The 21250-nt window shown below is 71.9% G+C and carries 24 protein-coding genes; 15 read left to right on the top strand and 9 right to left on the bottom strand.

Annotation, left to right across the window (positions count from 1 at the left end):
• Positions 1-9: 9 nt before the first annotated feature.
• The 6 genes from ABIE45_RS03880 to ABIE45_RS03905 all read right to left on the bottom strand — a co-directional run bounded on the left by ABIE45_RS03880 (position 10) and on the right by ABIE45_RS03905 (position 5824).
• Positions 10-861: a LysR family transcriptional regulator gene (locus tag ABIE45_RS03880; protein ID WP_192710455.1), complete on the bottom strand. Its 852-nt coding sequence runs from the start codon at positions 859-861 to the stop codon at positions 10-12.
• 12 nt (positions 862-873) lie between these two features.
• Complete coding sequence (gene hisG / locus ABIE45_RS03885; protein ID WP_192710454.1) at positions 874-1866, bottom strand: ATP phosphoribosyltransferase; 993 nt, start codon at positions 1864-1866, stop codon at positions 874-876.
• On the bottom strand, positions 1863-3005 hold the full coding sequence (locus ABIE45_RS03890; protein WP_192710453.1) for an ATP phosphoribosyltransferase regulatory subunit: 1143 nt from the start codon (positions 3003-3005) through the stop codon (positions 1863-1865). The genes hisG and ABIE45_RS03890 overlap by 4 nt, the downstream gene beginning before the upstream one ends.
• A gap of 164 nt (positions 3006-3169) precedes the next feature.
• Positions 3170-3412 (bottom strand): hypothetical protein, encoded by a 243-nt coding sequence (locus ABIE45_RS03895; protein ID WP_192710452.1) that lies wholly within the window; start codon positions 3410-3412, stop codon positions 3170-3172.
• Positions 3413-3492: 80 nt separating this feature from the next.
• Positions 3493-5040, bottom strand: coding sequence for a histidine--tRNA ligase (hisS, locus tag ABIE45_RS03900; RefSeq protein WP_192710451.1), 1548 nt, complete (start codon positions 5038-5040; stop codon positions 3493-3495).
• Between the two features lie 280 nt (positions 5041-5320).
• Positions 5321-5824, bottom strand: coding sequence for a DUF3429 domain-containing protein (locus ABIE45_RS03905; protein WP_192710450.1), 504 nt, complete (start codon positions 5822-5824; stop codon positions 5321-5323).
• 391 nt (positions 5825-6215) lie between these two features.
• Here ABIE45_RS03905 and rho point away from each other — a divergent pair, with 391 nt between their 5' ends.
• The 9 genes from rho (at position 6216) to ABIE45_RS03950 (ending at position 14664) form a co-directional block, all read left to right on the top strand.
• Positions 6216-7556 (top strand): transcription termination factor Rho, encoded by a 1341-nt coding sequence (gene rho / locus ABIE45_RS03910; protein ID WP_192710449.1) that lies wholly within the window; start codon positions 6216-6218, stop codon positions 7554-7556.
• Positions 7557-7927: 371 nt separating this feature from the next.
• Positions 7928-8539 (top strand): Maf family protein, encoded by a 612-nt coding sequence (locus ABIE45_RS03915; protein WP_192710448.1) that lies wholly within the window; start codon positions 7928-7930, stop codon positions 8537-8539.
• Positions 8540-8550: 11 nt separating this feature from the next.
• A complete protein-coding gene (locus tag ABIE45_RS03920; protein WP_192710447.1) occupies positions 8551-9534 on the top strand; it encodes a cation diffusion facilitator family transporter in 984 nt (327 codons plus the stop codon).
• Positions 9531-10409, top strand: a complete 879-nt coding sequence (locus tag ABIE45_RS03925; protein ID WP_192710446.1) for a shikimate dehydrogenase — start codon at positions 9531-9533, stop codon at positions 10407-10409. Before ABIE45_RS03920 ends, ABIE45_RS03925 begins: the two co-directional genes overlap by 4 nt.
• A gap of 23 nt (positions 10410-10432) precedes the next feature.
• Positions 10433-11071, top strand: coding sequence for a dephospho-CoA kinase (gene coaE / locus ABIE45_RS03930; protein WP_192710445.1), 639 nt, complete (start codon positions 10433-10435; stop codon positions 11069-11071).
• A gap of 65 nt (positions 11072-11136) precedes the next feature.
• A complete protein-coding gene (locus tag ABIE45_RS03935) occupies positions 11137-11358 on the top strand; it encodes a hypothetical protein (RefSeq protein WP_192710444.1) in 222 nt (73 codons plus the stop codon).
• Positions 11359-11501: 143 nt separating this feature from the next.
• The gene (gene dnaQ, locus ABIE45_RS03940; RefSeq protein WP_192710443.1) at positions 11502-12224 is read left to right on the top strand and encodes a DNA polymerase III subunit epsilon; all 723 of its coding nucleotides are present in this window, start codon (positions 11502-11504) and stop codon (positions 12222-12224) included.
• 206 nt (positions 12225-12430) lie between these two features.
• The gene (locus ABIE45_RS03945; RefSeq protein WP_192710442.1) at positions 12431-13639 is read left to right on the top strand and encodes a PHB depolymerase family esterase; all 1209 of its coding nucleotides are present in this window, start codon (positions 12431-12433) and stop codon (positions 13637-13639) included.
• 146 nt (positions 13640-13785) lie between these two features.
• Positions 13786-14664: a TIGR01459 family HAD-type hydrolase gene (locus ABIE45_RS03950; protein WP_192710441.1), complete on the top strand. Its 879-nt coding sequence runs from the start codon at positions 13786-13788 to the stop codon at positions 14662-14664.
• Positions 14665-14686: 22 nt separating this feature from the next.
• Here ABIE45_RS03950 and ABIE45_RS03955 read toward each other — a convergent pair whose 3' ends face one another.
• Complete coding sequence (locus ABIE45_RS03955) at positions 14687-15430, bottom strand: dienelactone hydrolase family protein (protein ID WP_192710440.1); 744 nt, start codon at positions 15428-15430, stop codon at positions 14687-14689.
• 222 nt (positions 15431-15652) lie between these two features.
• On the opposite strand from ABIE45_RS03955, the gene ABIE45_RS03960 reads away from it, so the two are divergent.
• From ABIE45_RS03960 to ABIE45_RS03980, 5 genes are all read left to right on the top strand, one after another.
• Positions 15653-16477 carry a hydratase gene (locus tag ABIE45_RS03960; RefSeq protein WP_192710439.1) on the top strand — a complete coding sequence of 275 codons (825 nt, stop codon included), beginning with the start codon at positions 15653-15655 and terminating at the stop codon, positions 16475-16477.
• A 101-nt stretch (positions 16478-16578) separates the two neighbouring features.
• The gene (locus ABIE45_RS03965; protein ID WP_192710438.1) at positions 16579-16818 is read left to right on the top strand and encodes a hypothetical protein; all 240 of its coding nucleotides are present in this window, start codon (positions 16579-16581) and stop codon (positions 16816-16818) included.
• Positions 16819-16946: 128 nt separating this feature from the next.
• Positions 16947-17861, top strand: coding sequence for a LysR family transcriptional regulator (locus ABIE45_RS03970; RefSeq protein WP_192710437.1), 915 nt, complete (start codon positions 16947-16949; stop codon positions 17859-17861).
• Between the two features lie 117 nt (positions 17862-17978).
• On the top strand, positions 17979-18725 hold the full coding sequence (locus ABIE45_RS03975; protein WP_192710436.1) for a glucose 1-dehydrogenase: 747 nt from the start codon (positions 17979-17981) through the stop codon (positions 18723-18725).
• 31 nt (positions 18726-18756) lie between these two features.
• Positions 18757-19155 (top strand): cupin domain-containing protein, encoded by a 399-nt coding sequence (locus ABIE45_RS03980; RefSeq protein WP_192710435.1) that lies wholly within the window; start codon positions 18757-18759, stop codon positions 19153-19155.
• A 110-nt stretch (positions 19156-19265) separates the two neighbouring features.
• On the opposite strand, the gene ABIE45_RS03985 is transcribed toward ABIE45_RS03980, so the two are convergent.
• Both ABIE45_RS03985 and ABIE45_RS03990 read right to left on the bottom strand, forming a co-directional pair.
• Positions 19266-19970, bottom strand: a complete 705-nt coding sequence (locus ABIE45_RS03985) for a response regulator (RefSeq protein WP_192710434.1) — start codon at positions 19968-19970, stop codon at positions 19266-19268.
• Complete coding sequence (locus ABIE45_RS03990) at positions 19967-20551, bottom strand: MarR family transcriptional regulator (RefSeq protein ID WP_192710433.1); 585 nt, start codon at positions 20549-20551, stop codon at positions 19967-19969. Before ABIE45_RS03990 ends, ABIE45_RS03985 begins: the two co-directional genes overlap by 4 nt.
• Before the next feature lie 177 nt (positions 20552-20728).
• On the opposite strand from ABIE45_RS03990, the gene ABIE45_RS03995 reads away from it, so the two are divergent.
• Entirely contained in the window at positions 20729-21217 is a 489-nt protein-coding gene (locus tag ABIE45_RS03995) for a DUF305 domain-containing protein (protein ID WP_192710432.1), read from the top strand.
• The last annotated feature ends 33 nt before the right edge of the window (positions 21218-21250 follow it).

Raw genomic sequence — 21250 nt, forward strand, 5'->3', positions numbered from 1 at the left:
CGGCGGTGCCTAGGGTTCGGCCGCCAGGGCGGCGGCCGCGGCCCAGACCGCCTCGACCGCGCCGCCGCGCCCGGCCCGGCGGTACAGCCGGATCTCCAGCGCCGTGCCCGGCCCGGCTGCCACGAGGCTGCCCTCGGCGAGCTCGCGGGCGACGAGGCTCTCGGGCAGCCAGGCGCGGCCGTGGCCCGCGAGGACCATGAACTTCAGGGCCTCCGCCATGGCGTTCTCGTTGACGTGGGCGACGGCCGCCCCGTCACCGGCCAGCGCCGCGACCCGGCCCAGGAACGAGTCCCGGGGATAGCCGAGCCCGGGCCGGTCCGCGGCCGGTCCCGGCCGGTGCACAGGCACGAGGCTGTCCCGGCCGATGGCGAGGTGCGGGAAGGCCGCCGGGTCGAGGGGGATCGGCACCAGGGGATGGTGGTAGGTCAGCAGCAGGTCGTAGCCGCCCTCGGCCAGCGCCTGCACGCAGGCGTGGAAATCGTCCGGCAGCAGCCGGCTGCCGAGCGGCCCGGTGCGAGCCTCGACGTCCTGGAACCAGCGCGGGAAGACCGTCAGCGCCAGGGTGTGGAGCGCCGCCACCGACACGGTCCGCGGCGGCGGCCGGATCCGGGCGCGCAGCGCGTCGCGGCTGCCGTGGAGCCGCCGCACGGTCTCCTCCGCGGTCTCCAGGAACAGCCGGCCCTCCGGCGTCAGGGCGGTCGGGTAGGTGCTGCGGTCGACCAGCGCGACGCCGAGCCAGCCCTCGAGCGCCCGGATGCGGCGGCCGAAGGCCGGCTGCGTGACGTGGCGCTCGACCGCGGAGCGCGAGAAGCTGCCGGTGCGCGCGAGGCTCAGGAAATCCTCGAGCCATTTCAGCTCCATGGCGCGGCGGTCTCAGAGCCGCGCCAGGAGCCGCTCCGCCAGCGGGTTCTCGGCCGCGAAGGCGTAGTCGACCCGCCGCACCGTGACGGCCCGCGCGCCGGCCTCGACCAGGGCGCCCGCGAGGTCGAACACCGCGGCCTCCCGGCAGCGCAGGACGATCTCGCCCTCCGGACCCTTCGGCGCGCCGTAGGGCAGCTCGGCCTCGTGCAGGCCCGCGATCGTGGCGAGGTCGATGGTGCCGCTCTCCGGCAGGGCGGCGCGCACCTCGCGGGTGGTCCGGGCGCGCTCCTCGGCGGCGATGCGGCCGAGCACGGTGCGCAGGGCCGCCCGCTGGCCCTCGCCCCAGGAGGCCTTGAGCGACGCGACGAGATTGGCCTCCGAGCGCAGGATGATGCCGTCGTCCAGCACCTTCAGCGCGTTGGCCGAGAGCGTCGCCCCCGTGGTAGTGATATCGACCACGATCTCGGCCGAGCCCGCCGCCGGCGCGCCCTCGGTGGCGCCCAGGCTCTCGACGATCCGGTAATCGGCGACGCCCTTCTCGGCGAAGAACCGGCGGGTCAGGTTGACGTATTTGGTGGCCACGCGGAGGCGCCGCCCGTGGCGGGTCCGCATGCCGGCCGCGACCTCGTCGAGGTCGGACATGTCGCGCACGTCGATCCAGGCCTGCGGGACCGCCACCACCACGGTGGCGTTGCCGAAGCCGAGCGGCGTCAGCAGCTCCACCTGGCCGCGCACGTCCGGGAGGGTCTCGCGGATCAGGTCCTCGCCGGTGACGCCGAGATGGGCGGCGCCCGAGGCGAGCTGCGCGGCGATCTCCGAGGCCGAGAGGTAGCGCACCTCGACGTCGGGGACGCCCAAGAGCTTGCCCCGGTAGTCGCGGGCGCCGGCGCCCTGCGCGAGCTTCAGCCCGGCCCGGCCGAAGAACGCGCTGGCATTCTCCTGCAGGCGTCCCTTGGACGGGACGGCGAGGATCAGCGGCATGGCGGCCGCGTCCGAGGCACTCATCGGCCGGCTCCCGCCACGCGCTCGATCCAGAAGGTGCAGCCGACCGCCGGCAGCGGCGCCGGGCTGCCGAGATGGCCGAGCAGGCCGTCGTAGCGGCCGCCGCCGACCAGGGTCGGACCCTCGCCTTCCGTCACCTCGAAGATGAAGCCAGTGTAGTAGTCGAGATTGCGGGCGAAGCCGCCCTGGAAGCGGAAGCGCTCGATCGGCAGGCCGCGGGCCGCGATGAAGCCAGTGCGCTCCTCGAACAGGTCGAGGGCGGCCGAAAGGGCGTCGTGCCGGATGGCCGCGTCGGCGACCAGCGCCCGCAGGTCGCGGGCGGCCGCGTCCGGATGGCCGGCGACCGCCCGGTAGCGGTCGAGGATCCCGCGGTTCTCGGCGTTGAGCCCGGCGCCGCCATGGGCCTGCGCGGAGGCCTTGGCGAGGAAGCGCTCGGCGATCTCGCCGGCGCTGCGCCCGCCCACCGCCGAGATCCCGGCGATGGCCAGCACGTCCTCCACGAAGGCGCGCACCCCGCGCGGGTCCTGGCCTTGGATCGCCGCCAGCAGGCCGGCATGGGGATCCTCGGGACGGGTGCCCTCGGCGCCGTTGGTCACGGCATCGAGCGTACGCCCGGCGGCCAGTGCCCGGAGCGTCCGACGCTTGGCGGCGGGCGGAACCGCGAGGCCGTCGAGGAGCGCCACGGTCAGGCCCATATCGCCGAGCCGCACCGCCGGGTCGGTCCGGCCGAACAGCGCGAGGCCCTCCAGGGCGAGGCCCAGCACCTCGGCGTCGGCCGCCGGCGTGTCGGTGCGCCCGATCGACTCGATGCCGGCCTGGAAGAATTCGTCGGGCTCGTCGGCGGCGAGCCGGAAGACCGGGCCGCAATAGCTGTAATCGGCCGCCCGGCCGTCGGCCTCGGCCCGGTGCAGACGGCAGACCGGAATGGTGAATTCCGGCCGCAGGCACAGCTCGGCCCCGCCCGCATCCTGGGTGACGAAGATCCGCCGGCGGATATCCTCGCCCGACAATTCCAGGAACGGCTCGAGGGGCTGCAGCACCGGCGGCGTCACCGGCCGGTAGCCCGCCGCCGCCAGATGGGCGGAGAGCCGCGCGCGCGCCGCGTCCCCCGCCCCCGTCTCGCCCGCCTCCGGTCGTGTCATCGCGATCCACCTCGCGGGGCAATCCACCTCGCGGGCGCTCTGTAGCAACCGCGACCGGACTTGGCGACACGCAGCGCGGCGGCACCGGGCCGGCGCGCCGCGCAGGACTGCGCAGTCCCGCGCCGGGACCCGATATCCGCTACGGAATCAAGGACGTGACCGGCTCAGAGCGGCCGGAGGCTGCCGAGGCGCGCCCCGCGCGGACGCCGGGCCGGCTTGCGGCGGGCAAGCACGGTCACGGCGGGCGCCCCGGCGATCCCGGCGCTCAAGATCGGCGCGCTTCCGGTCCCGGGGGTGGCCTGCGCGACGGCGCTGGGCAGCCGGTCGAGGACCGGCCGGGCGGCCCAGGCGGGTCCTGCGCCGGAGCCGATCAGGCCGAAGGACAGGATGAGGATCTTCGTGCGCATCCCGCCATCTCCACGGCATCGACCGACGACAACGCCGCCGGAGCCCCTGCGTTCGATGTGCGGTTCGATGCGCGCGTGTCTCAGATCTCCGTTGACGGAAAATGCCGGGCCAGCACGGCGCGGACCTGCGCCACCATGTCGGCCTCGGGGCACGAGACCTGCGCGGGCCGCGCCGCCTTCCACTCGGCGTTGCTGGCGATGGACTCGGCCGCCTGGGCGCCCGCGATCAGGTCCTTGATCTGGACCTCGCCGGCCAGCCGCTCGTTCGAGCCCTGGATGACCGCCACGGGCGCGCGGCGGCGGTCGGCGTACTTCATCTGCGCCTTCATGCCGGCGGCGCCGAGATAGAGCTCGGCCCGGATGCCGTCGGCGCGCAGGAGCGCGACGAGCCGCTGGTAATCGGCCATGTTCTCCCGGTCGAGGACCAGCACCACCACCGGTCCGGGCGCCTCGGCACCGGCGATCAGGGGGCTGCCCACGAGCTGGAGCGCCGAAAACAGCCGTGAGACGCCGATCGAGAAGCCGGTGGCCGGCACCGGCTCGGCCCGGAACCGCCCGACGAGGCCGTCGTAGCGCCCGCCGCCCGCCACTGAGCCGAAGCGCACGGTCTGGCCGTCCTCGTTGGTGACGGGAAACGTCAGCTCGGCCTCGTAGACCGGGCCGGTGTAGTATTCGAGGCCGCGCACCACGCTCGGATCAGCCCGGATCACGTCGTGGCCGTAGCCGGCGGCGGCGCAGAGGCGCATGATCGCGTGCAGTTCGGCGATGCCCTCCCGGCCGGTCTCCGAATCGCCGACCGCGTCGTGCCAGCCGGCGAAGAACTTCTCCCAGAACGCCACCTTGTCGGCGCCATCCGCGGCATCGGCCTGGAACGACACGTAGGCGAGGATCCGGCCGACCGCCGTGGCGTCGAGGCCCGCGCCCTTGGTGAAGTCGCCGCTCTCGTCCTTGCGGCCGGCGCCGAGGAGGTCGCGCACCCCGTCGACGCCGAGCCGGTCGAGCTTGTCGATCGCCCGCAGGACCGTGAGGCGCTGGCCGGCCTTGTCGGGACCGGCGAGCCCGATCGCCTCCATGACGCCGTCGAGCACCTTCCGGTTGTTGACCTTGACCACGTACTGGCCGCCGAGCCCGAGGCGGTTCAGCGTGTCGGCCATCAGCATGCAGGTCTCGGCATCGGCCGCGACGCTGCCGGCGCCGACGATGTCGGCGTCGAACTGCATGAACTGGCGGAAGCGGCCCGGCCCCGGCTTCTCATTGCGGAACACGTAGCCGGTCCGGTAGCTGCGATAGGGCTTGGGCAGGGCGTCGTAGTGCTCGGCCACGAACCGGGCGAGCGGCGCCGTCAGGTCGTAGCGGAGCGACAGCCACGCCTCGTCGTCGTCTTGGAACGAGAACACGCCGGCGTTCGGGCGGTCGAGGTCGGGCAGGAACTTGCCCAGAGCCTCGGTGTACTCGACGAAAGGCGTCTCCAGGGCCTCGAAGCCGTAGAGCTCGAAGCTCTTGCGGATCGTCTCCAGCATCCGGCCCTGCGCGGCGATCTCGCCGGCGCGCCGGTCGACGAAGCCACGCGGCAGGCGGGGCTTCAGGGTCTCGGCCTTCTCGGCCTTAGGTGTGCCGGCCTTGGACATGTGCGCGCGTTCGCTTCCCGCGGACCCGGAGCCTGGGTCCGGCATCGGATCTGAGTCGTCTCCGCCGGGCGGAGATCCTGGGGCCGGGCTCTAGAGCATGCGATCGGAAAGGGGAATTCGGTTTCCGAAGGCTCTCGGCGCAAGGCCATCGCCGCTATCGCGCACGGGACGTACCGTCATGGGGCCAGGGCGCTTGGGTGTCAGGATCCGGCGCGCCGGCGTGTCTGGATCCCAGGCTGCGCTGCGCGGCCCCGGGATGACGGTGCGGAAGCGGGGTCGATCAGTACGGCGCCGTCAGCTTGAGCCAGAGCAGGGCCGCGAGGCTGATGACGGCGATCGGCATCTGCAGGGGCCGCAGCCGGGCATGGGCGAGCGGCACCTCGCCGGCGCGCGCCGCGATCGGGTCGAGGATCCCGATCAGGGCGTAGCCGAGGATCAGCATCGCCAGTGCCGGCACGGCCTTGCCCATCACCGCGGCGAACAGGCTGAACAGGCCGAGCGCGTACAGGACCAGCATCGTCACGATCTGCGAGGCCTGCGGGCCGCCCTCGGTCCGGAAGCTGACGCCCCGGTGGACACCGGCCAGGAACAGCAGGATCGAGGCCGCGTAGAGCAGGGTGAACAGGGCCACCAGATAATCGAGGGGCTGCCCGTTCAGCCACCACGCCGCGGCGGCGCCGACCGCGATCGGCACCATCGGGCCGAAGCCGAAGACGATGTCGAGCCACGGGATCCGGCGCGGCTCGTGCGTGGTCAGGGTGCGTCCGGTGACGTCGTCGCGCATGGGAGTTGGGCGGGGCTTTCAGGGCGGAGATCTGCTGCAGTGCAGCGCCGGGACGGGCAACGGTCGCGCGCCGGCACGGTTCCGGAACCGGCCCGAAAGCCGTCTCCCGGCGTCGGCCTGTCTAGCGCCGGCGGAGTGCCGCGGCGAGCCCTGGAAGCGGGCCGCGCGGGGGCCTTGAGGTCGGGGAAAAAAGGCGTTATCTGTGCGGGGCCCTCATCACAAGGTCTGCGCCGCAGCGCGCCCGTGAGCCTTGAGGGTCCTGCCAAATCGGTTTCGCCACCCTGATCCACGGGCCCCTCGCCGCAGCGCGGCCCGCCCTTCAGCGCCCGTCCCCCGGGTGCTTGGCACAGAACCGGCCCTCCCACCTTCTTCGTCGGTTGCAAGACACCCCATGACGCCACACCCCGACGACCTCGCCGATATCGAGACCGTGGAGCCGGCCGAGATGCCGGCCGCCCTCGTCGGCGTCCGCGAGGTCAAGCTCCAGGACCTCAAGTCGAAGACGCCGACCGACCTGACGGCCTTCGCCGAGGAGGTCGAGGTCGAGAACGCCTCGACCATGCGCAAGCAGGAGCTGATGTTCGCGATCCTGAAGCAGCTCGCTGCCAAGGAGGTCGAGATCATCGGCTCGGGCACCGTCGAGGTGCTGCAGGACGGCTTCGGCTTCCTGCGCTCCTCCGACTCGAACTACCTGCCCGGCCCGGACGACATCTACATCTCGCCGACCCAGATCCGCCGCTTCGGCCTGCGGACCGGCGACACCGTCGAGGGCCCGATCCGCGGCCCCAAGGACGGCGAGCGCTACTTCGCGCTGCTCAAGGTCAACACGATCAACTTCGAGAACCCCGAGAAGATCAAGCACAAGGTCCACTTCGACAACCTGACGCCGCTCTTCCCGACGAAGCGCTTCAAGCTCGAGCTGGACAACCCGACCAAGAAGGACTTCTCGCCGCGGATCATCGACATCGTGGCACCGATCGGCAAGGGTCAGCGCGCCCTGATCGTGGCGCCGCCGCGCACGGGTAAGACCGTGCTGATGCAGAACATCGCCCAGTCGATCACCTTGAACCATCCCGAGTGCTACCTGATCGTGCTGCTCATCGACGAGCGGCCCGAGGAGGTCACCGACATGCAGCGCTCGGTGAAGGGCGAGGTCATCGCCTCGACCTTCGACGAGCCGGCCACCCGCCACGTGCAGGTCGCCGAGATGGTGATCGAGAAGGCCAAGCGCCTCGTGGAGCACGGGCGCGACGTGGTGATCCTGCTGGATTCCATCACCCGCCTCGGCCGCGCCTACAACACGGTGGTGCCGTCCTCCGGCAAGGTGCTGACCGGCGGCGTGGACGCCAACGCTCTGCAGCGGCCCAAGCGCTTCTTCGGCGCCGCCCGCAACATCGAGGAGGGCGGCTCGCTCTCGATCATCGCCACCGCGCTGATCGACACCGGCTCGCGCATGGACGAGGTGATCTTCGAGGAGTTCAAGGGCACCGGCAATTCCGAGATCATCCTGGACCGCAAGGTCTCCGACAAGCGCATCTTCCCGGCGATCGACATCACCCGCTCCGGCACCCGCAAGGAGGAGCTGCTGGTCCCGCCGGACTCGCTCAAGAAGACCTACGTGCTGCGCCGCATCCTCAACCCGATGGGCGTCACCGACGCGATCGAGTTCCTGCTCGACAAGCTGCGCCAGACCAAGAGCAACGGCGACTTCTTCGACTCGATGAACACCTGAGGCGGCGGTCAACGGCCATCCCAACCCGCACCCTCATCCTGAGACGCGGCGAAGCCGCCTCGAAGGAGGGCTCCGGGGCTCGCGGCGCTGTCTGGAGGCCTCCTTCGAGGCCTCCGCTGCGCTCCGGCACCTCAGGATGAGGGTGCGGGTTGGACGGCCGGTGCGCCTCTGCCTCTGTCCCGCCGCGGTACGAAAACCAGCGGCTGGGCAATACACCCGTTGACTGTCTCCTAACCGGTCCCTGCCAAGGTCCTCTTCGGGCGCCAGGTTGCGTATCGGCGCCGCGACAGCCCCGCCGCCCGGTCGATCCCGGCGGCGGGGCTCGTCGCAGCCCGGCTTGCACACACGCCCGGATCCGTGACACTGGCGCGATGCCCCGCTCGCCCTGGACCGGCTCGGCCCCGCTCCTCCTCGCCTCGACCAGCCCGACCCGGCGCCTCCTGCTGGAGAGCGCCGCCCTGCCGGTCGAGACCGCGTCGCCCGACGTCGACGAGCGTGCCCTCGAGGCGGCGCGCGCCGGCCTGACCCCGCCCGACCTCGCCCTGGTGCTCGCCCGCGCCAAGGCCGAGGCGGTGGCGGCACGCTTCCCGGGGCGGGTCGTGCTCGGCGCCGACCAAGTGCTCGATTGCGACGGCACCGTGTTCCACAAACCGGCCGACGCCGAGGCCGCCCGGGCGCAGCTCGCCCGCCTGTCCGGCCGGACCCACGCCCTCCATTCCGCCGTGGTCCTGGCCGGGGCGGTGCGGGACGCCTTCGTGGAGACAGCCCGGCTGACGCTGCGCCCCCTCGATGACCGGGCGATCGCGGCCTATGTGGACTGCGCCGGCGCGGAGCGCGTGCGGGCGAGCGTCGGCGGCTACCAGCTCGAAGGGCCGGGGATCCACCTGTTCGAATCGGTGGCCGGGGACCACAGCACCGTGCTGGGCCTGCCGCTGCTGCCGCTCCTCGCCCGCCTGCGCGCCGCCGGCTACTTGGCCTTCTGAAGGAGCAGCTTTTGGCCGGACACGACCATTCGCATGGCGGCCATTCACACGGCAGCCACGGGCACGGCGGTCATGCCCATGGCGGCCACGCGCACGCACACGCGCCAAAGGATTTCGGCACGGCCTTCGCCATCGGCATCGTGCTCAACACCGCCTTCGTGGTGGTCGAGGCGGCCTACGGCTACCTCAGCAACTCCATGTCCCTCGTGGCCGATGCCGGCCACAACCTGTCGGACGTTCTGGGTCTCGCGGCGGCCTGGATCGCCGCCATCCTGGTGCGCCGGCGGGCCACCGCACGCTTCACCTACGGCTATCGCGGCTCCTCGATCCTGGCCGCCCTGTTCAACGCCGTGTTCCTGCTGATCGCCATGGGGGCGGTGATCTGGGAGGCGCTGGTCCGGCTGGTCCACCCCGAGCCCGTGGCGGGCACGACCGTGATGGTAGTGGCCGCGATCGGGATCCTGGTGAACGGCCTGACCGCGTGGCTGTTCGCCAGCGGCGCCAAGGGCGACATCAACGTCCGCGGCGCCTTCCTGCACATGGCGGCCGATGCCGCGGTCTCGGCCGGCGTCGTGGTGGCCGGCCTCGTGATCCAGCTCACCGGCCTCGCTTGGCTCGACCCGGCGGTCAGCCTCGTGATCGCGGCCCTGGTCGTCTGGGCGACCTGGGGCCTGCTGCGCGACAGCGTGGCCATGTCCCTCGACGCCGTGCCGCCGGAGATCTCCCCGGACGCGGTGACGGGCTTCCTCCTCGGCCGGCCCGGCGTCGCCGGCCTCCACGACCTGCATATCTGGCCCATGAGCACCACCAGCGTCGCCCTGACGGTCCATCTCGTGATGGCAGAGGGTCATCAGGCCCACCGCCTGCCCGGCAACGGCTTCCTCGCCGAGACCGCCGAGGGCCTGCGCGCGCGTTTCGGCATCGGCCACGCGACCCTGCAGATCGAGGAGGCCGGCGGCCCGGCCTGCCGCCTCGCGCAGGATTGCGCGGCATGAGCGAGTCTCCGAGCGCTCTGCCTGACGCGCGCGGCACCGAGCGCCGCGCCTTCGTGGTCGGCCACCCGATCGCGCATTCGCGCTCGCCGCTGATCCACGGCCACTGGCTCGCCGAGCACGGCATTTCCGGCTCCTACGAGCGCCTGGACGTGGCCCCAGAGGCATTCTCGGCGTTCGTCCGGGCCCTACCCGCCTCCGGCTACCAGGGCGGCAACGTCACCATCCCCCACAAGGAGGCGGCCTTCGCGTTGGCCGACACGCTCACGCCGCGGGCGAAAGCAATCGGGGCGGTCAACACCCTGGTGGTCGAACCCGACGGCCGGATCCGCGGCGACAACACCGATGCGCCGGGCTTCTGCGCCCATCTCGACCAGAGCCTGGGCGCGGCCTGGCCGGAGCGCGCGGGCGGCACCGCCGTGGTGCTCGGGGCCGGCGGCGCCGCGCGGGCGATCGTGGTCGGCCTCGCCGAGCGCGGGGTCCGGCGCATCCGGGTCGCCAACCGCACGGCGTCCCGGGCCGAGGCGGTGGCGGCCCTGGCGCCGGGCATCGGCGAACCCCTCGCCTGGGACGACCTGCCGGCGGCGCTGGCGGGGGCCGGGCTCCTGGTCAACACCACGGCGCTCGGCATGAAGGGGCAGCCGCCCCTCGTCCTCGACCTCGCCCCGATGCCGGCGGACGCGGCCGTGGCCGATATCGTCTACGCGCCCCTGGAGACGGACCTCCTCGCCGCCGCGCGCCGGCGCGGGCTCGCGGCCGTGGACGGGCTCGGTATGCTGCTGCACCAGGCGGTGCCGGGCTTCGAAGCCTGGTTCGGCCTGCGCCCCGCGGTCACCCCGGCCCTGCGCGACCGGATCGTGGCGGATCTCGCACCATGAGGCCGAAGGCCGGATCTCACCCGATGAGGCCGAAGGCCGGTTCCGGGCCCGTCATCCTCGGGCTGACCGGTTCGATCGGCATGGGCAAGTCGGCCACCGCGGCGATGTTCGCGCGGCTCGGCGTCCCGGTCCACGACGCCGACGCCGCCGTCCACGCCCTCTACGGGCCCGGCGGCGCGGCCGCGGCGGCGATCGGACAGACCTTTCCCGGCGTGGTCGACGCGGAAGGCGGCGTCGACCGAACCCGGCTGCGCGCCGCCGTGCTCGACGCACCGGACCGGATGGCGGCCCTGGAGGCGATCGTCCACCCGCTGGTCCGGGCGGCGAGCACGGACTTCCTGGCCCGGTACGCGGACGCGCCCATCGTCGTCCTCGACATCCCGCTCCTCTACGAGACCGGCGGCGCGGGCCGCTGCGACGCGGTCGCCGTGGTGAGCGCCCCGCCCGAAATTCAGCGCGCCCGGGTCCTGGCCCGTCCCGGCATGGATGAAGCGGCCTTCGCGGCGATCCTGGCCAAGCAGATGCCCGATGCCGAGAAGCGCGCCCGGGCGGATTTCGTCATCGACACGAGCCGGGGTTTCCCCGCCGCCGAGGCCGCGGTGGCGCGGATCGTGGCCGCGCTCACGGAGGGGCGTGCGCCGCCGCACCGGGCCGGCGGGTGATCCGGCCGCGCCCTTGCCTATCTGCAGGTGCAGTGCGGGGGTGAACCGAGCGCAGGATGGACGGCATGGCGCGGCGTTTCAGAAGGATCGGTCCGGTTCGCTCCGGCGGCGTCGTGGCGACGATCCTGGCTGCCATGCTGGCGCTGCCCGCCGCACCTGCCCAGGCCCAGTACGCCACTGCCTGCCCGCCGCCGAAGAAATTCGCCGCGGGCGCCTGCGTCACCGCCTGTCCGGCCGGGTACGAGGACCAGGGCCGCGTCTGCGTCTACCGCAACATGTCCCGGTGACCGGCAGACCGAGCTCGCGCGACCGTGATCGGTCTCGGCAAAACCTTCGCTGGAGCAACTGCCCTGCGGTGAGAGGCACGGGAGCTTAACCGCGCCGGGCTATCCGGCTAGAATCCGTCTCTCACCTGCGAGCCGCGAGACCCATGCTGCGCGAGATCGTCCTCGACACCGAGACCACCGGCACGGAGGCGAAGGGCGGCGACCGGCTGATCGAGATCGGCGCCGTCGAGCTCCTCAACCACATCCCCACGGGCCGGACCTTCCACCGCTACTGCAACCCGCAGCGGGCGGTCTCCGAGGGTGCGTTCAACGTCCACGGCCTGTCCGACGCGTTCCTGTCCGACAAGCCGGTCTTCGCCGAGATCGTCGGCGAGCTGCTGGACTTCCTCGCCGACGGGCGCCTCGTCATCCACAACGCGCCCTTCGACATCGGCTTCCTCAACATGGAATACGCGCGGCTCGGGGACCGCGCCCCGCCGCCGATCCGGTTGGAGGACGTAGTCGACACCCTGCCGATGGCCCGGCGCAAGCACCCGGGAGCGGCCAACAATCTCGACGCCCTCTGCTCCCGCTACGGCATCGACAACACCAAGCGCACCAAGCACGGGGCGCTCCTCGACGCGCAGATCCTCGCGGAGGTCTATGTCGAGCTGCTCGGCGGCAAGCAGACCAGCCTCGGGCTGCTCGCGGCGGAGGTCGCCGCTCCCGTCGCCGGATCGGCGGCGCGACAGACGAGTTCCGCAACGCCCCGCCCCTACCGCAGCCGGCTGACCGAGGCGGAGCGCGCCCATCACGACAGCTTCCGCGCCAGCCTCGGTCCCGCCGCGATCTGGGCCGATTACATCGGCGCGGACGACCCCGCCTGATCCGCCGACCTCTCCGCGTGACGCCGGATCAGGAGACCGGAGGGTTGCGCCGGGGGCTGTTGCCGCAGCGCACATCGGCGTTTATTGCAATGCACAATACGGGGCCGACGTCCCATCTGGCGAGCGGGTGAGGATCGGCGCTGCGGCGGCGCAGACGTGCCGGGCCCGACCGCGGCAGCAATCCTGAGGCGACGAGGCGCGCACGCATGACCGAGGATTTCGGCAGCCGCGACGAGAAGGGCGGCGCTTCGCCGTTCACCGACATGATCGAGGCCACCCGCCTCACCGGCCTCGGCCGGCTGGAGGAAGCGACCGCCCTGATCCAGCGCAGCCTCGCGGGCCAGAAGGCTGCGCCCTCCGCCTCCACCCCCGCCGGCGAGAACCGGGCCGAGACCGCGCGGAGTGCCGCGCCGGAATCCGGTGCCCGGGTGCGCGAGGTGATGGGCGAGGTGGTCGGTCAGGTCGTGCGCGGCCTCGCGCCGGTGCTGAAGGGCCTCGGTCATCCCCTGCGGCAGCCCGCGCCGGCCGACGAGCGGAAATCGGCCGCCGGCAGCGGCTTCGTGCCTTTGAGCTACACCGATGCCGCCGGCAGCCGCGACTACAAGCTGTTCATCCCAAGCCATCCGGAGGCGTCGGCGCCGCTGATCGTGATGCTGCACGGCTGCACGCAGAACCCGGACGATTTCGCCGCCGGCACCGGCATGAACGCCCTGGCCGAGCGTGCGGGCGTGTTCGTTGCCTATCCGGCCCAGAGCCGTCAGGCCCACGCGCAGCGCTGCTGGAACTGGTACGAGCCGCGGGACCAGGCCCGCGGCTCCGGCGAGCCGGCGATCATCGCGGGGCTCACCCGCGCGGTGATGGCCGAACATCCGATCGACCCGGCCCGGGTCTACATCGCCGGCCTGTCGGCGGGGGGCGCGGCCGCCCTCAACATCGCCCGCGCCTATCCGGACCTCTACGCCGCCGTGGGCGTCCATTCGGGCCTCGCGGCCGGCTGCGCCCGCGATCTCGGCTCGGCGCTGATGGCCATGCAGGTCGGCGCGCCGGGTCTCGGCACGACGACGCCGTTCGGCGCCCCGGCCGCGGCGACGCGGGTGCCGACGATCGTCTTCCACGGCGAGGATGACGGCACGGTGAGCGTGCGCAACGCCGATCAGGTCCTCGCGCAGGCGAGCATCGCCGGGCTGACGGCGCGGTCCGAGACCATCGAGGGTCGCGGCCATCCCTTCACCCGCACCCGCTACCTAGACGAGACCGGCCGGGCCGTGGTCGAGGATTGGCGGGTGCGCGGCGCCGGCCACGCCTGGTCGGGCGGCCGCCCGGAGGGCAGTTACACGGATCGCGAGGGACCCGACGCCTCCCGCGCCATGCTCGACTTCTTCGCCGAGCACCGGCTGGGCCCGCAACGCCGGTAACGGGTTTCCAAAGGGCCGCGGCCTCTGGCGGGTTGCCGGGGCGGAGCCCTGGCCTCTGAACGGGCTTCGCCCGCTTGCAGGGCTCCGCCCTGCACCCGCAAAAGGTCCCGGACCTTTTGAAACCCGAGAAATTTCCACGGACCATCATGACCGCCATCCCGACCCTGAACGGCCTCGCCGAGATCGCCGACCGGTACGACCTGATCCTCTGCGACGTCTGGGGCGTGCTGCATGACGGCCAGAAGGCCCATACGGCCGCCGGCGAGGCGCTGATCCGCTTCCGCACTCTCCCCGGCGACCGGCCCCGCCGGGTGGTGCTCGTCTCGAACGCGCCCCGGCCCGGAGACGGCGTCGGCCGCATCCTCGACCGGTTCGGGGTGCCGCGGGAGACCTACGACGCGATCCTGACCTCGGGCGACCTCACCCACGACCTGATCGCCGCCCGCCCCGGCGCCCGGATCCGGCATCTCGGGCCGGAGCGCGACCTCGGCATCTTCCGGGGGCTCGATCTCAGCCTCGTCCCGGAGGCGGAAGCCGACCTGATCGTCTGCACCGGCCTGTTCGACGACCGCAGCGAGACCGCGGACGATTACCGGCCGGAGCTCGAGCGCCTCGCCGCCCGCGGGCTGACGCTGATCTGCGCCAATCCCGATCTCGTGGTCGAGAGCGGCAACCGGCTGATCCCCTGCGCGGGCCTGATCGCGGCGGCCTACGCGGAGATCGGCGGCGCGGTGGTCTATGCTGGCAAGCCGCACCGCCCGGTCTACGAGGCGGCGCTCGCCAAGGGGCGTGATCTGGGTGGCGCGCCCGTCGATCCGGCCCGGGTGCTGGCGATCGGCGACGCGATCCGCACCGATATCGCCGGCGCGCGGGGCTTCGGCATCGCGAGCCTGCTGGTGGCCCGGGGCATCCACGCGGAGGAACTCGGCGTCACGGCCGAGCACCACCGGCTTGGCGACGTGGCGGACTGGCTCGGGCAGCAGGTGGTGCACCCGGACGCGGTGATCGAGCGGCTGGTCTGGTAGCGGCCCGCGCAGGCGACCCCGCTCACCCGCTGCGGGAAAGCGTCCGGTCGAACAGGGCCAGCATCGCCGTCCAGCCGCGCGCTGCGGCGGCCCGGTCGTAGACCGGGAAATCCGGCATCATCCAGCCATGCGCGGCGGGGTAGGTCTCCGCCCCGTAGCGGGTGCCCGCCGCCGACAGCGCCCCTTCCAGCCGCTCGGCCATCTCGGGCGGGTAGCTGCCGTCGTTCTCGGCCGCCGCGATGTAGAGCTCGGCCTTCAGCCGCGGCGCGAGGCGGTGGGGGCTTGCCGGATCGTCGGTGGCGAGATTGCCGCCGTGGAAGCTCGCCGCGGCCGCGAACCGGTCGGGATAGGTCGCGGCCGTGGTCAGCGCCATGCGGCCGCCCATGCAGAAGCCCACCGCCCCGACCTTCCGGCCGGCGATGTCGCCGCGCGTGTCGAGATAGGCGAGCAGGGCGCCGGTATCCGCCGCCGCCTTGACGGCGTCGGTCGTGGCCATCAGCGGGCCCAGGATCGCGCGGAAGTCGCCCTTGAACACCTCCGCGGGCACGAACGGCGCGTAGGGTCCGTAGCGGTAGAACAGGTCCGGCAGCAGCACGACGTAGCCGCCGGCCGCGAGCTGCCGCGCCATGTCGACCAGGGGCGGCCGGATGCCGCCGGCATCCATGTAGAGGATCACGGCGGGCCAGGGTCCGGCGCCGTCCGGCGTGGCCACCTGCGTCGGGCACGCGCCGTCCCGGGTCTGGATCGCGACGAGCTCAACGCGCATGCGGTGTTCCTCAAGGGGGCCGGACCCTTCTGCGCCCTGCCGTCGGAAACCGCCAGGGGGCGATCGTGGCCGACCGGTCCGGTTTGTCGCCGGCCCGTTCCTGGCCGATGGTCCCCGCGCGTCGTACCGCCGCGTCTCCGGCGCGACGCTGCGGATCCCGAGCCACACGGCCCGACCCCACATGGCCCAACCCCACATGGCCCAACCAAGGAAGCGGTGCCGATGACCGAGCCTCTCTCTCCCGCGCACCACGCCCGAACCATCCTGGCCGCGCACGAGCATCGCCGCCAGATCCCGCCGCTGACCGGGTGGGATCGGGCCCTCGACCTGCCGGCCGCCTACCGGGTAGCCGAGGAGGTGCGGCGCCTGCGCGCCGCGCGGGGCGAGCGGGCCATCGGCCGCAAGATCGGCTTCACCAACACGACGCTCTGGGACCGCTACGGCGTCCACGCGCCGATCTGGGGTCACGTCTACGACACCACCCTGCGCGACCGAGACGCGCTGCCGGGTCCGGTCGCTCTGGCGGCCTTCGTGGAGCCCCGGATCGAGCCCGAGATCGTGTTCGGGCTGGCCCGCGCGCCCGAGCCCGGCATGGACGCACAGGCCCTGATCGGCTGCCTCGACTGGGCGGCCGCCGGCTTCGAGATCGTGCAGTCGCTCTATCCCGGCTGGCGTTTCGCGGCCCCCGACACGGTCGCGGCCTTCGGGCTGCACGGGCTGCTGGTGGTCGGCGAGCGCGTGCGGATCGCCCCCGCGGACCGGAAGGCCTGGATCGGCCGCCTCGCGGATTTCACCGTCGACCTGTTGCGGGACGGGGCGGTCGCGGACCGGGGCGGCGGCCGGAACGTCCTCGGCACCGGCCCCCTCGCGGCCCTTGGCCATCTCGTCGATGTGCTGGCTAACGATCTGGACGCCCCGCCGCTCGCGGCCGGCGAGATCGTCACCACCGGCACCCTGACCGACGCGCTGCCGATCGCCTCCGGGCAAAGCTGGCGCGCGCGGCTCGACGGGCTGCCGCTTCCCGGCATCGACCTTGCGATGATCTGAAGAGCCCGGTGCGGGTTGGTGTAGGATAGTGGTGCTTCTTCCGGAGCGGCTGCCGGAATCAGGCATTGGCGATAGTTAGCCGACATGCCACATGCGGAAACATGCCTGGTCGCCCGCGGAGACGTTACACGGCCTTCCTCGTCTCCGTCGCGGCGGAACGGTCGCGCGGCAACGGGTCGGGCACCCTCGTCTACGCGGTGATGAAGCCCGGTCCCGAGGAGGCGCTGGAGGCGGTGCGCGCACGGGTCGATCCCCAGGCCGCCCTGGCCATCGTGGGCAGCCTGTCGACCCGGATCGCCAAGGCGCTCAAGCTGAAACCCGACGAGCCGCGCCCGGTGTGACGCCCCAGGCCTCTATCCCCTTCGAGTCTGAACCCATTCGGGTTGAGCGTGAGGTGGCTGCTTCCGAGCCATCGCGGTCATGACGCGATACGAATTGCTTTCCCGCGAGCAGACACTCCACTGGCCGGATGCGGATCAATCGAGCCGAACTAGCTGATCTCGGAACCTTTCTCGCCATCGCACGCCACCGAAGCTTTCGGCGTGCGGGTCTGGAGCTTGGCGTCAGCGCCTCTGCGCTTAGCCACGCGCTCAAGGCGATGGAGGCGCGCCTCGGCGTCCGCCTCGTCAACCGCACCAGCCGCAGCGTCACACTCACGGCGGCAGGAGAAGATCTGCTCGTTTCGCTGGATGCGCCATTCTCGGCCATCGCCTCCGCGCTCGATGTGCTCAACCAGCACCGTGAACCGACGAAAGCGACCGGACGGGTCCGCCTCAACGTGCTCGAACATGCGAGCACGTTGCTGCTCGCCCCGGTGCTGCCCCTCTTCCATGAACGGCACCCGAGGATCGAGATCGACGTTCGGGTGTCCAACGACCTGCTCGATGTCGTGGATACCGGCGCCGATGCAGGCATCCGCTACGGCGGGACCGTCCCTCAGGACATGATAGCTCAACGCCTGTCCGCCGATTTGCGCTGGGTCGTGGTCGGCGCTCCAGCCTATCTCGATCTGCACGGCACGCCCGAACATCCGAGTGACCTCGCGGCTCACCGATGCCTGCGCATTCGCCTCGGCGACGAGAGCCTGTACCGGTGGGAGTTCGAGAGGAAGGACGAGGCCATCGCGCTCGATGCCCCAGGCGCCGTGACGCTCGACAACACGCAATTCGCCCTGTCGCTCACGGTGTCCGGCGGCGGCCTCGCCTATCTCCCGGAGGCGTGCGTCGGCCCCTCGATCGCTCGCGGCGAGCTTCGCGTCGTTCTAGCGGATTGGGCCCCTCTTGGGCCCGGCTTCCACATCTACTATCCCGGCCGTCGCCAACTTCCGACAGGTTTGCGACTCTTCATAGACGTGATCCGCGAGGTGAAGCCGCTCGGCCTGTAGCGCCGGCGTCCTCCGACGATGAGCACCGCTCATCGCTTCGTTGAGGGCCGAGCGGCTGATCGTCGGCCTGCGCGATGTCTAGGTCTGGTCCAGCAGGATCAGCCGAGAGATCGAGACATGCATCGCTTCACCGGGAGAACCGCGTTCATCACAGGCGCGGCCAGCGGCATCGGCCGTGCCTCGGCCATTGCGTTCGCGCGAGAAGGCGCGCGGGTGGCGATCACCGACCGCACGGAGGGTGCACTCGACCAGCTTCGCACCGACATCGAGGCGGCGGGCAGCGAAGTCCTCGCGATCCGGTGCGACGTGTCGGTGCCGGAGGACGTCGAGGAGGCGGTCGCCAAAACCGTCGAGCGGTTCGGCCGCCTCGACTGCGCTTTCAACAACGCCGGCGTCGAGAACAAGGCCGCGCCCGTCCACGAGATCGCCCTTGGCGAATGGGACCGCATCCTGGGCATCAACCTGCGCGGCACGTTCGTGTGCATGAAGCACGAGATCGCGCAGATGCTGCGCCAGGGCGGCGGCGTGGTCGTCAACACCTCGTCCGGCGCCGGTATCCGGGGCGTGGCGGGCGGCGCGAGCTATGCTGCCTCGAAGCATGCCCTGATCGGCCTCACCAAGTCGGCCGCTCTTGACTACGCGAAGGCGGGCATCCGGGTGAATGCCGTCCTGCCCGGAAACATCGGGACGCCGATGATGGACCGCTTCACTGGCGGCGACATCCAGAAGGCGATCGACCTTGAGCCGGTTGGCCGGCTCGGCAAGCCCGAGGAGATCGCCGAAGCCGTCCTCTGGATGTGCTCGGACCTCGGTGCGTTCGTCACAGGTGCATCGATCTCTGTCGATGGCGGCTGGTCGCTCTGACGTTTACTGCGAACGATGGAGGATAGGTCTCATGGACATCAAGCGCAGCGGAACTCAACCCTCGGGCGCGGGGCCCAGTGAATGGTTCACCGGCACGGTGCGGATCGATCCGCTTCACAGCGCGCCAGATCCGGCCCGCGTCGCGATGGCTAGCGTGACATTCGAACCGGGCGCACGGACGGCATGGCACACGCACCCGCTTGGCCAGACGCTGATCGTCACGTTCGGGCGCGGATGGGTTCAGCGCGAGGGCGGCCCCATCGAGGAGATCGCACCGGGCGACGTCGTCTGGTTCGAGCCGGACGAGAAGCATTGGCACGGCGCCAGTGCGAACACGGCGATGACGCACATCGCGATCCAAGAGCGTCTCGACGGCAAGGCCGTGACATGGATGGAGCAGGTGACCGAAGGGGAGTATTCCGGGTCCTGAACGCGGGCGACGAGGTCCGCTTTCGGCGATACGACGCCAAGAGCGGACCGGCGGGTTTCCACCCCTCTCGGACATCACCCCGGCTAAGCCGATGTCGCTCAGACCCGTCCTCAATCCACCGCCAGCCGGTAGCCGACGCCCCGGACCGTCTGCAGGAACAGTGGGTTGGCGGGATCGACTTCGGTCTTGCGGCGCAGGCGGTTGATCTGGACGTCGACCGTGCGCTCCATGGCCGCCCCGCCGGAGCCGGCGAGCTGCTCCCGCTCGACATTGCCGCCCCCGGCCATGGCCAGGATCGTCAGGATCTCGCGCTCGCGGTCGGTGATGCGGATCAGCTCGTCGTCCCGGCGCAGCTCGCCCCGGTCGATCCGGAACGCGAACGGCCCGAAGGTCACGGCCTCGGCGGCCGCCGCACGCGGGCGCACGCCGCGCTGGATGATGTTGTTCAGCCGGAGCGTCAGCTCCCGGGGCTCGAAGGGCTTGGGCAGGTAATCGTCCGCGCCGATCTCCAGGCCCATCACCCGGTCGTTCGGGTTGGAGCGGGCGGTGAGCATCAGGATCGGCACCCGGGAGGTCTCGCGCACGCTGCGGGCGTAGTCGAAGCCGTTCTCGCCGGGCATCATCACGTCGAGCACCATCGCGTCGAACACGACGCTCTGGGCCCGGGCCCGGGCCTCGGCGGCGCTCGCCGCCGTGGTGACCCGGAACCCCTGGTCGGTGAGGTAGCGGGCGAGCAGGTCGCGCAGGCGGCGGTCGTCGTCGACTACGAGGACGTGCGGCGCCTCGTCGGGCAGCTCGGCCCGGGCGGCCGTCACGCGCCGCCCCCGCCGGTCGCGCGGAAATCGGCCGCGCGCGGGTCGGCTGCACGGGTATCGGCCGCGCTCCCGCGCCGCGCCATCAGGCGCTGGACCGCCGGGCGGTCCTCCGGCTCGATCATCGCCATCAGGAAGTCCTCCGGGGAGCCCCGCGCGTCCGGTGCGGCGAGGGCCCGGGCGAGGCGGCGCGCCTGGACCCGCGTGAGGTCGGCCGCGAGCCCGGCGCCGGCCTCCGTGCAGTACAGGAGGCGCTGGCGCCGGTCGCTCGAACCCGGCTTCTGCGCGATGTAGCCCTGCCCGATCAGGTCCTTGAGCACCCGGTTCAGGCTTTGCTTGGTGATGCGCAGGATGTCGAGGAGCTCGGCGATGGTCAGGCCCGGATAGCGGTCGACGAAGTGCAGCACCCGGTGGTGAGCCCGGCCGAAGCCGTAATCCGCCAGGATCCGGTCGGGATCGCCCACGAAATCCCGGTAGGCGAAGAACAGGAGCTCGATCAGGTCGTCGCTGCCGAGGGTCGCCGGTGCGGCGCCCGGGACGGGCTTGGCCGCGAAGGACCCTTCGCGCGGGGCTGTCCGTGTCACGGCGCGGCCGCTCCCAACGGGTGATAGGTCAGTCTTCGTGACGTTTCCCAAGCACGGCCGGGCCCGTCAACCCTGATCGCCGCCGATCGGTGTCGCGACGTTGACCTTGCCACTATGGCAAGCCCCAGCGTGCCCGAATCGACGCTGGATCGGCACGTGTGCGGAGGGGAAACAGGCATGCGACATCTTGGGCCGGCCCTGGGCCTCGGGCTCGTTCTGACCGCGAGCACGGCCCTCGCCCAGCATTCAGCTCACAGTTCGTCCGCACATGGACCCTGGGGCGACCCGCCGGCGACGCAGGGCTTCAAGGCCGCGCACGGCGCGATGATGCGCGCCATGGCGGTCCCCTATACGGGGGATCCCGACGTCGATTTCCGGCTTCAGATGATCCCGCACCACCAGGGCGCGATCGCGATGGCGCAGGTCGCCCTCGTGCACGCGACCGGTCCCTGGACCCGTCAGCTCGCCGAGGCGGTCATCGTCGAGCAGCAGCGCGAGATTGCCGAGATGGAGGCCTGGCTCACCCGGCGGGGCGTCGCCGTGCCGGCCGGCGGGGCACCGCAGCACGTCCTGACGGCGGACTCGTTCCGGAGCCAGTCTGCCGAGGCCGGGACCCGCGCGGAGATGCGCGGCCAGTCCTGGGCACCGGGCGCAGGCATCCGCTAGCGCGCCGCGCCCGGCGCAGGCTTGCCGGAGGTC

The organism is Methylobacterium sp. OAE515 (genome assembly GCF_041806315.1).
In the GTDB taxonomy this organism is placed as follows: domain Bacteria; phylum Pseudomonadota; class Alphaproteobacteria; order Rhizobiales; family Beijerinckiaceae; genus Methylobacterium; species Methylobacterium tardum.

Coding starts and splice junctions, on each gene's coding strand:
- ABIE45_RS03880 (WP_192710455.1), bottom strand. CDS start 861: ATGGAGCTGAAATGGCTCGAGGATTTCCTGAGCCTCGCGCGCACCGGC.
- hisG (WP_192710454.1), bottom strand. CDS start 1,866: ATGAGTGCCTCGGACGCGGCCGCCATGCCGCTGATCCTCGCCGTCCCG.
- ABIE45_RS03890 (WP_192710453.1), bottom strand. CDS start 3,005: ATGACACGACCGGAGGCGGGCGAGACGGGGGCGGGGGACGCGGCGCGC.
- ABIE45_RS03895 (WP_192710452.1), bottom strand. CDS start 3,412: ATGCGCACGAAGATCCTCATCCTGTCCTTCGGCCTGATCGGCTCCGGC.
- hisS (WP_192710451.1), bottom strand. CDS start 5,040: ATGTCCAAGGCCGGCACACCTAAGGCCGAGAAGGCCGAGACCCTGAAG.
- ABIE45_RS03905 (WP_192710450.1), bottom strand. CDS start 5,824: ATGCGCGACGACGTCACCGGACGCACCCTGACCACGCACGAGCCGCGC.
- rho (WP_192710449.1), top strand. CDS start 6,216: ATGACGCCACACCCCGACGACCTCGCCGATATCGAGACCGTGGAGCCG.
- ABIE45_RS03915 (WP_192710448.1), top strand. CDS start 7,928: ATGCCCCGCTCGCCCTGGACCGGCTCGGCCCCGCTCCTCCTCGCCTCG.
- ABIE45_RS03925 (WP_192710446.1), top strand. CDS start 9,531: ATGAGCGAGTCTCCGAGCGCTCTGCCTGACGCGCGCGGCACCGAGCGC.
- coaE (WP_192710445.1), top strand. CDS start 10,433: ATGAGGCCGAAGGCCGGTTCCGGGCCCGTCATCCTCGGGCTGACCGGT.
- ABIE45_RS03935 (WP_192710444.1), top strand. CDS start 11,137: ATGGCGCGGCGTTTCAGAAGGATCGGTCCGGTTCGCTCCGGCGGCGTC.
- dnaQ (WP_192710443.1), top strand. CDS start 11,502: ATGCTGCGCGAGATCGTCCTCGACACCGAGACCACCGGCACGGAGGCG.
- ABIE45_RS03945 (WP_192710442.1), top strand. CDS start 12,431: ATGACCGAGGATTTCGGCAGCCGCGACGAGAAGGGCGGCGCTTCGCCG.
- ABIE45_RS03950 (WP_192710441.1), top strand. CDS start 13,786: ATGACCGCCATCCCGACCCTGAACGGCCTCGCCGAGATCGCCGACCGG.
- ABIE45_RS03955 (WP_192710440.1), bottom strand. CDS start 15,430: ATGCGCGTTGAGCTCGTCGCGATCCAGACCCGGGACGGCGCGTGCCCG.
- ABIE45_RS03960 (WP_192710439.1), top strand. CDS start 15,653: ATGACCGAGCCTCTCTCTCCCGCGCACCACGCCCGAACCATCCTGGCC.
- ABIE45_RS03965 (WP_192710438.1), top strand. CDS start 16,579: ATGCCTGGTCGCCCGCGGAGACGTTACACGGCCTTCCTCGTCTCCGTC.
- ABIE45_RS03970 (WP_192710437.1), top strand. CDS start 16,947: ATGCGGATCAATCGAGCCGAACTAGCTGATCTCGGAACCTTTCTCGCC.
- ABIE45_RS03975 (WP_192710436.1), top strand. CDS start 17,979: ATGCATCGCTTCACCGGGAGAACCGCGTTCATCACAGGCGCGGCCAGC.
- ABIE45_RS03980 (WP_192710435.1), top strand. CDS start 18,757: ATGGACATCAAGCGCAGCGGAACTCAACCCTCGGGCGCGGGGCCCAGT.
- ABIE45_RS03995 (WP_192710432.1), top strand. CDS start 20,729: ATGCGACATCTTGGGCCGGCCCTGGGCCTCGGGCTCGTTCTGACCGCG.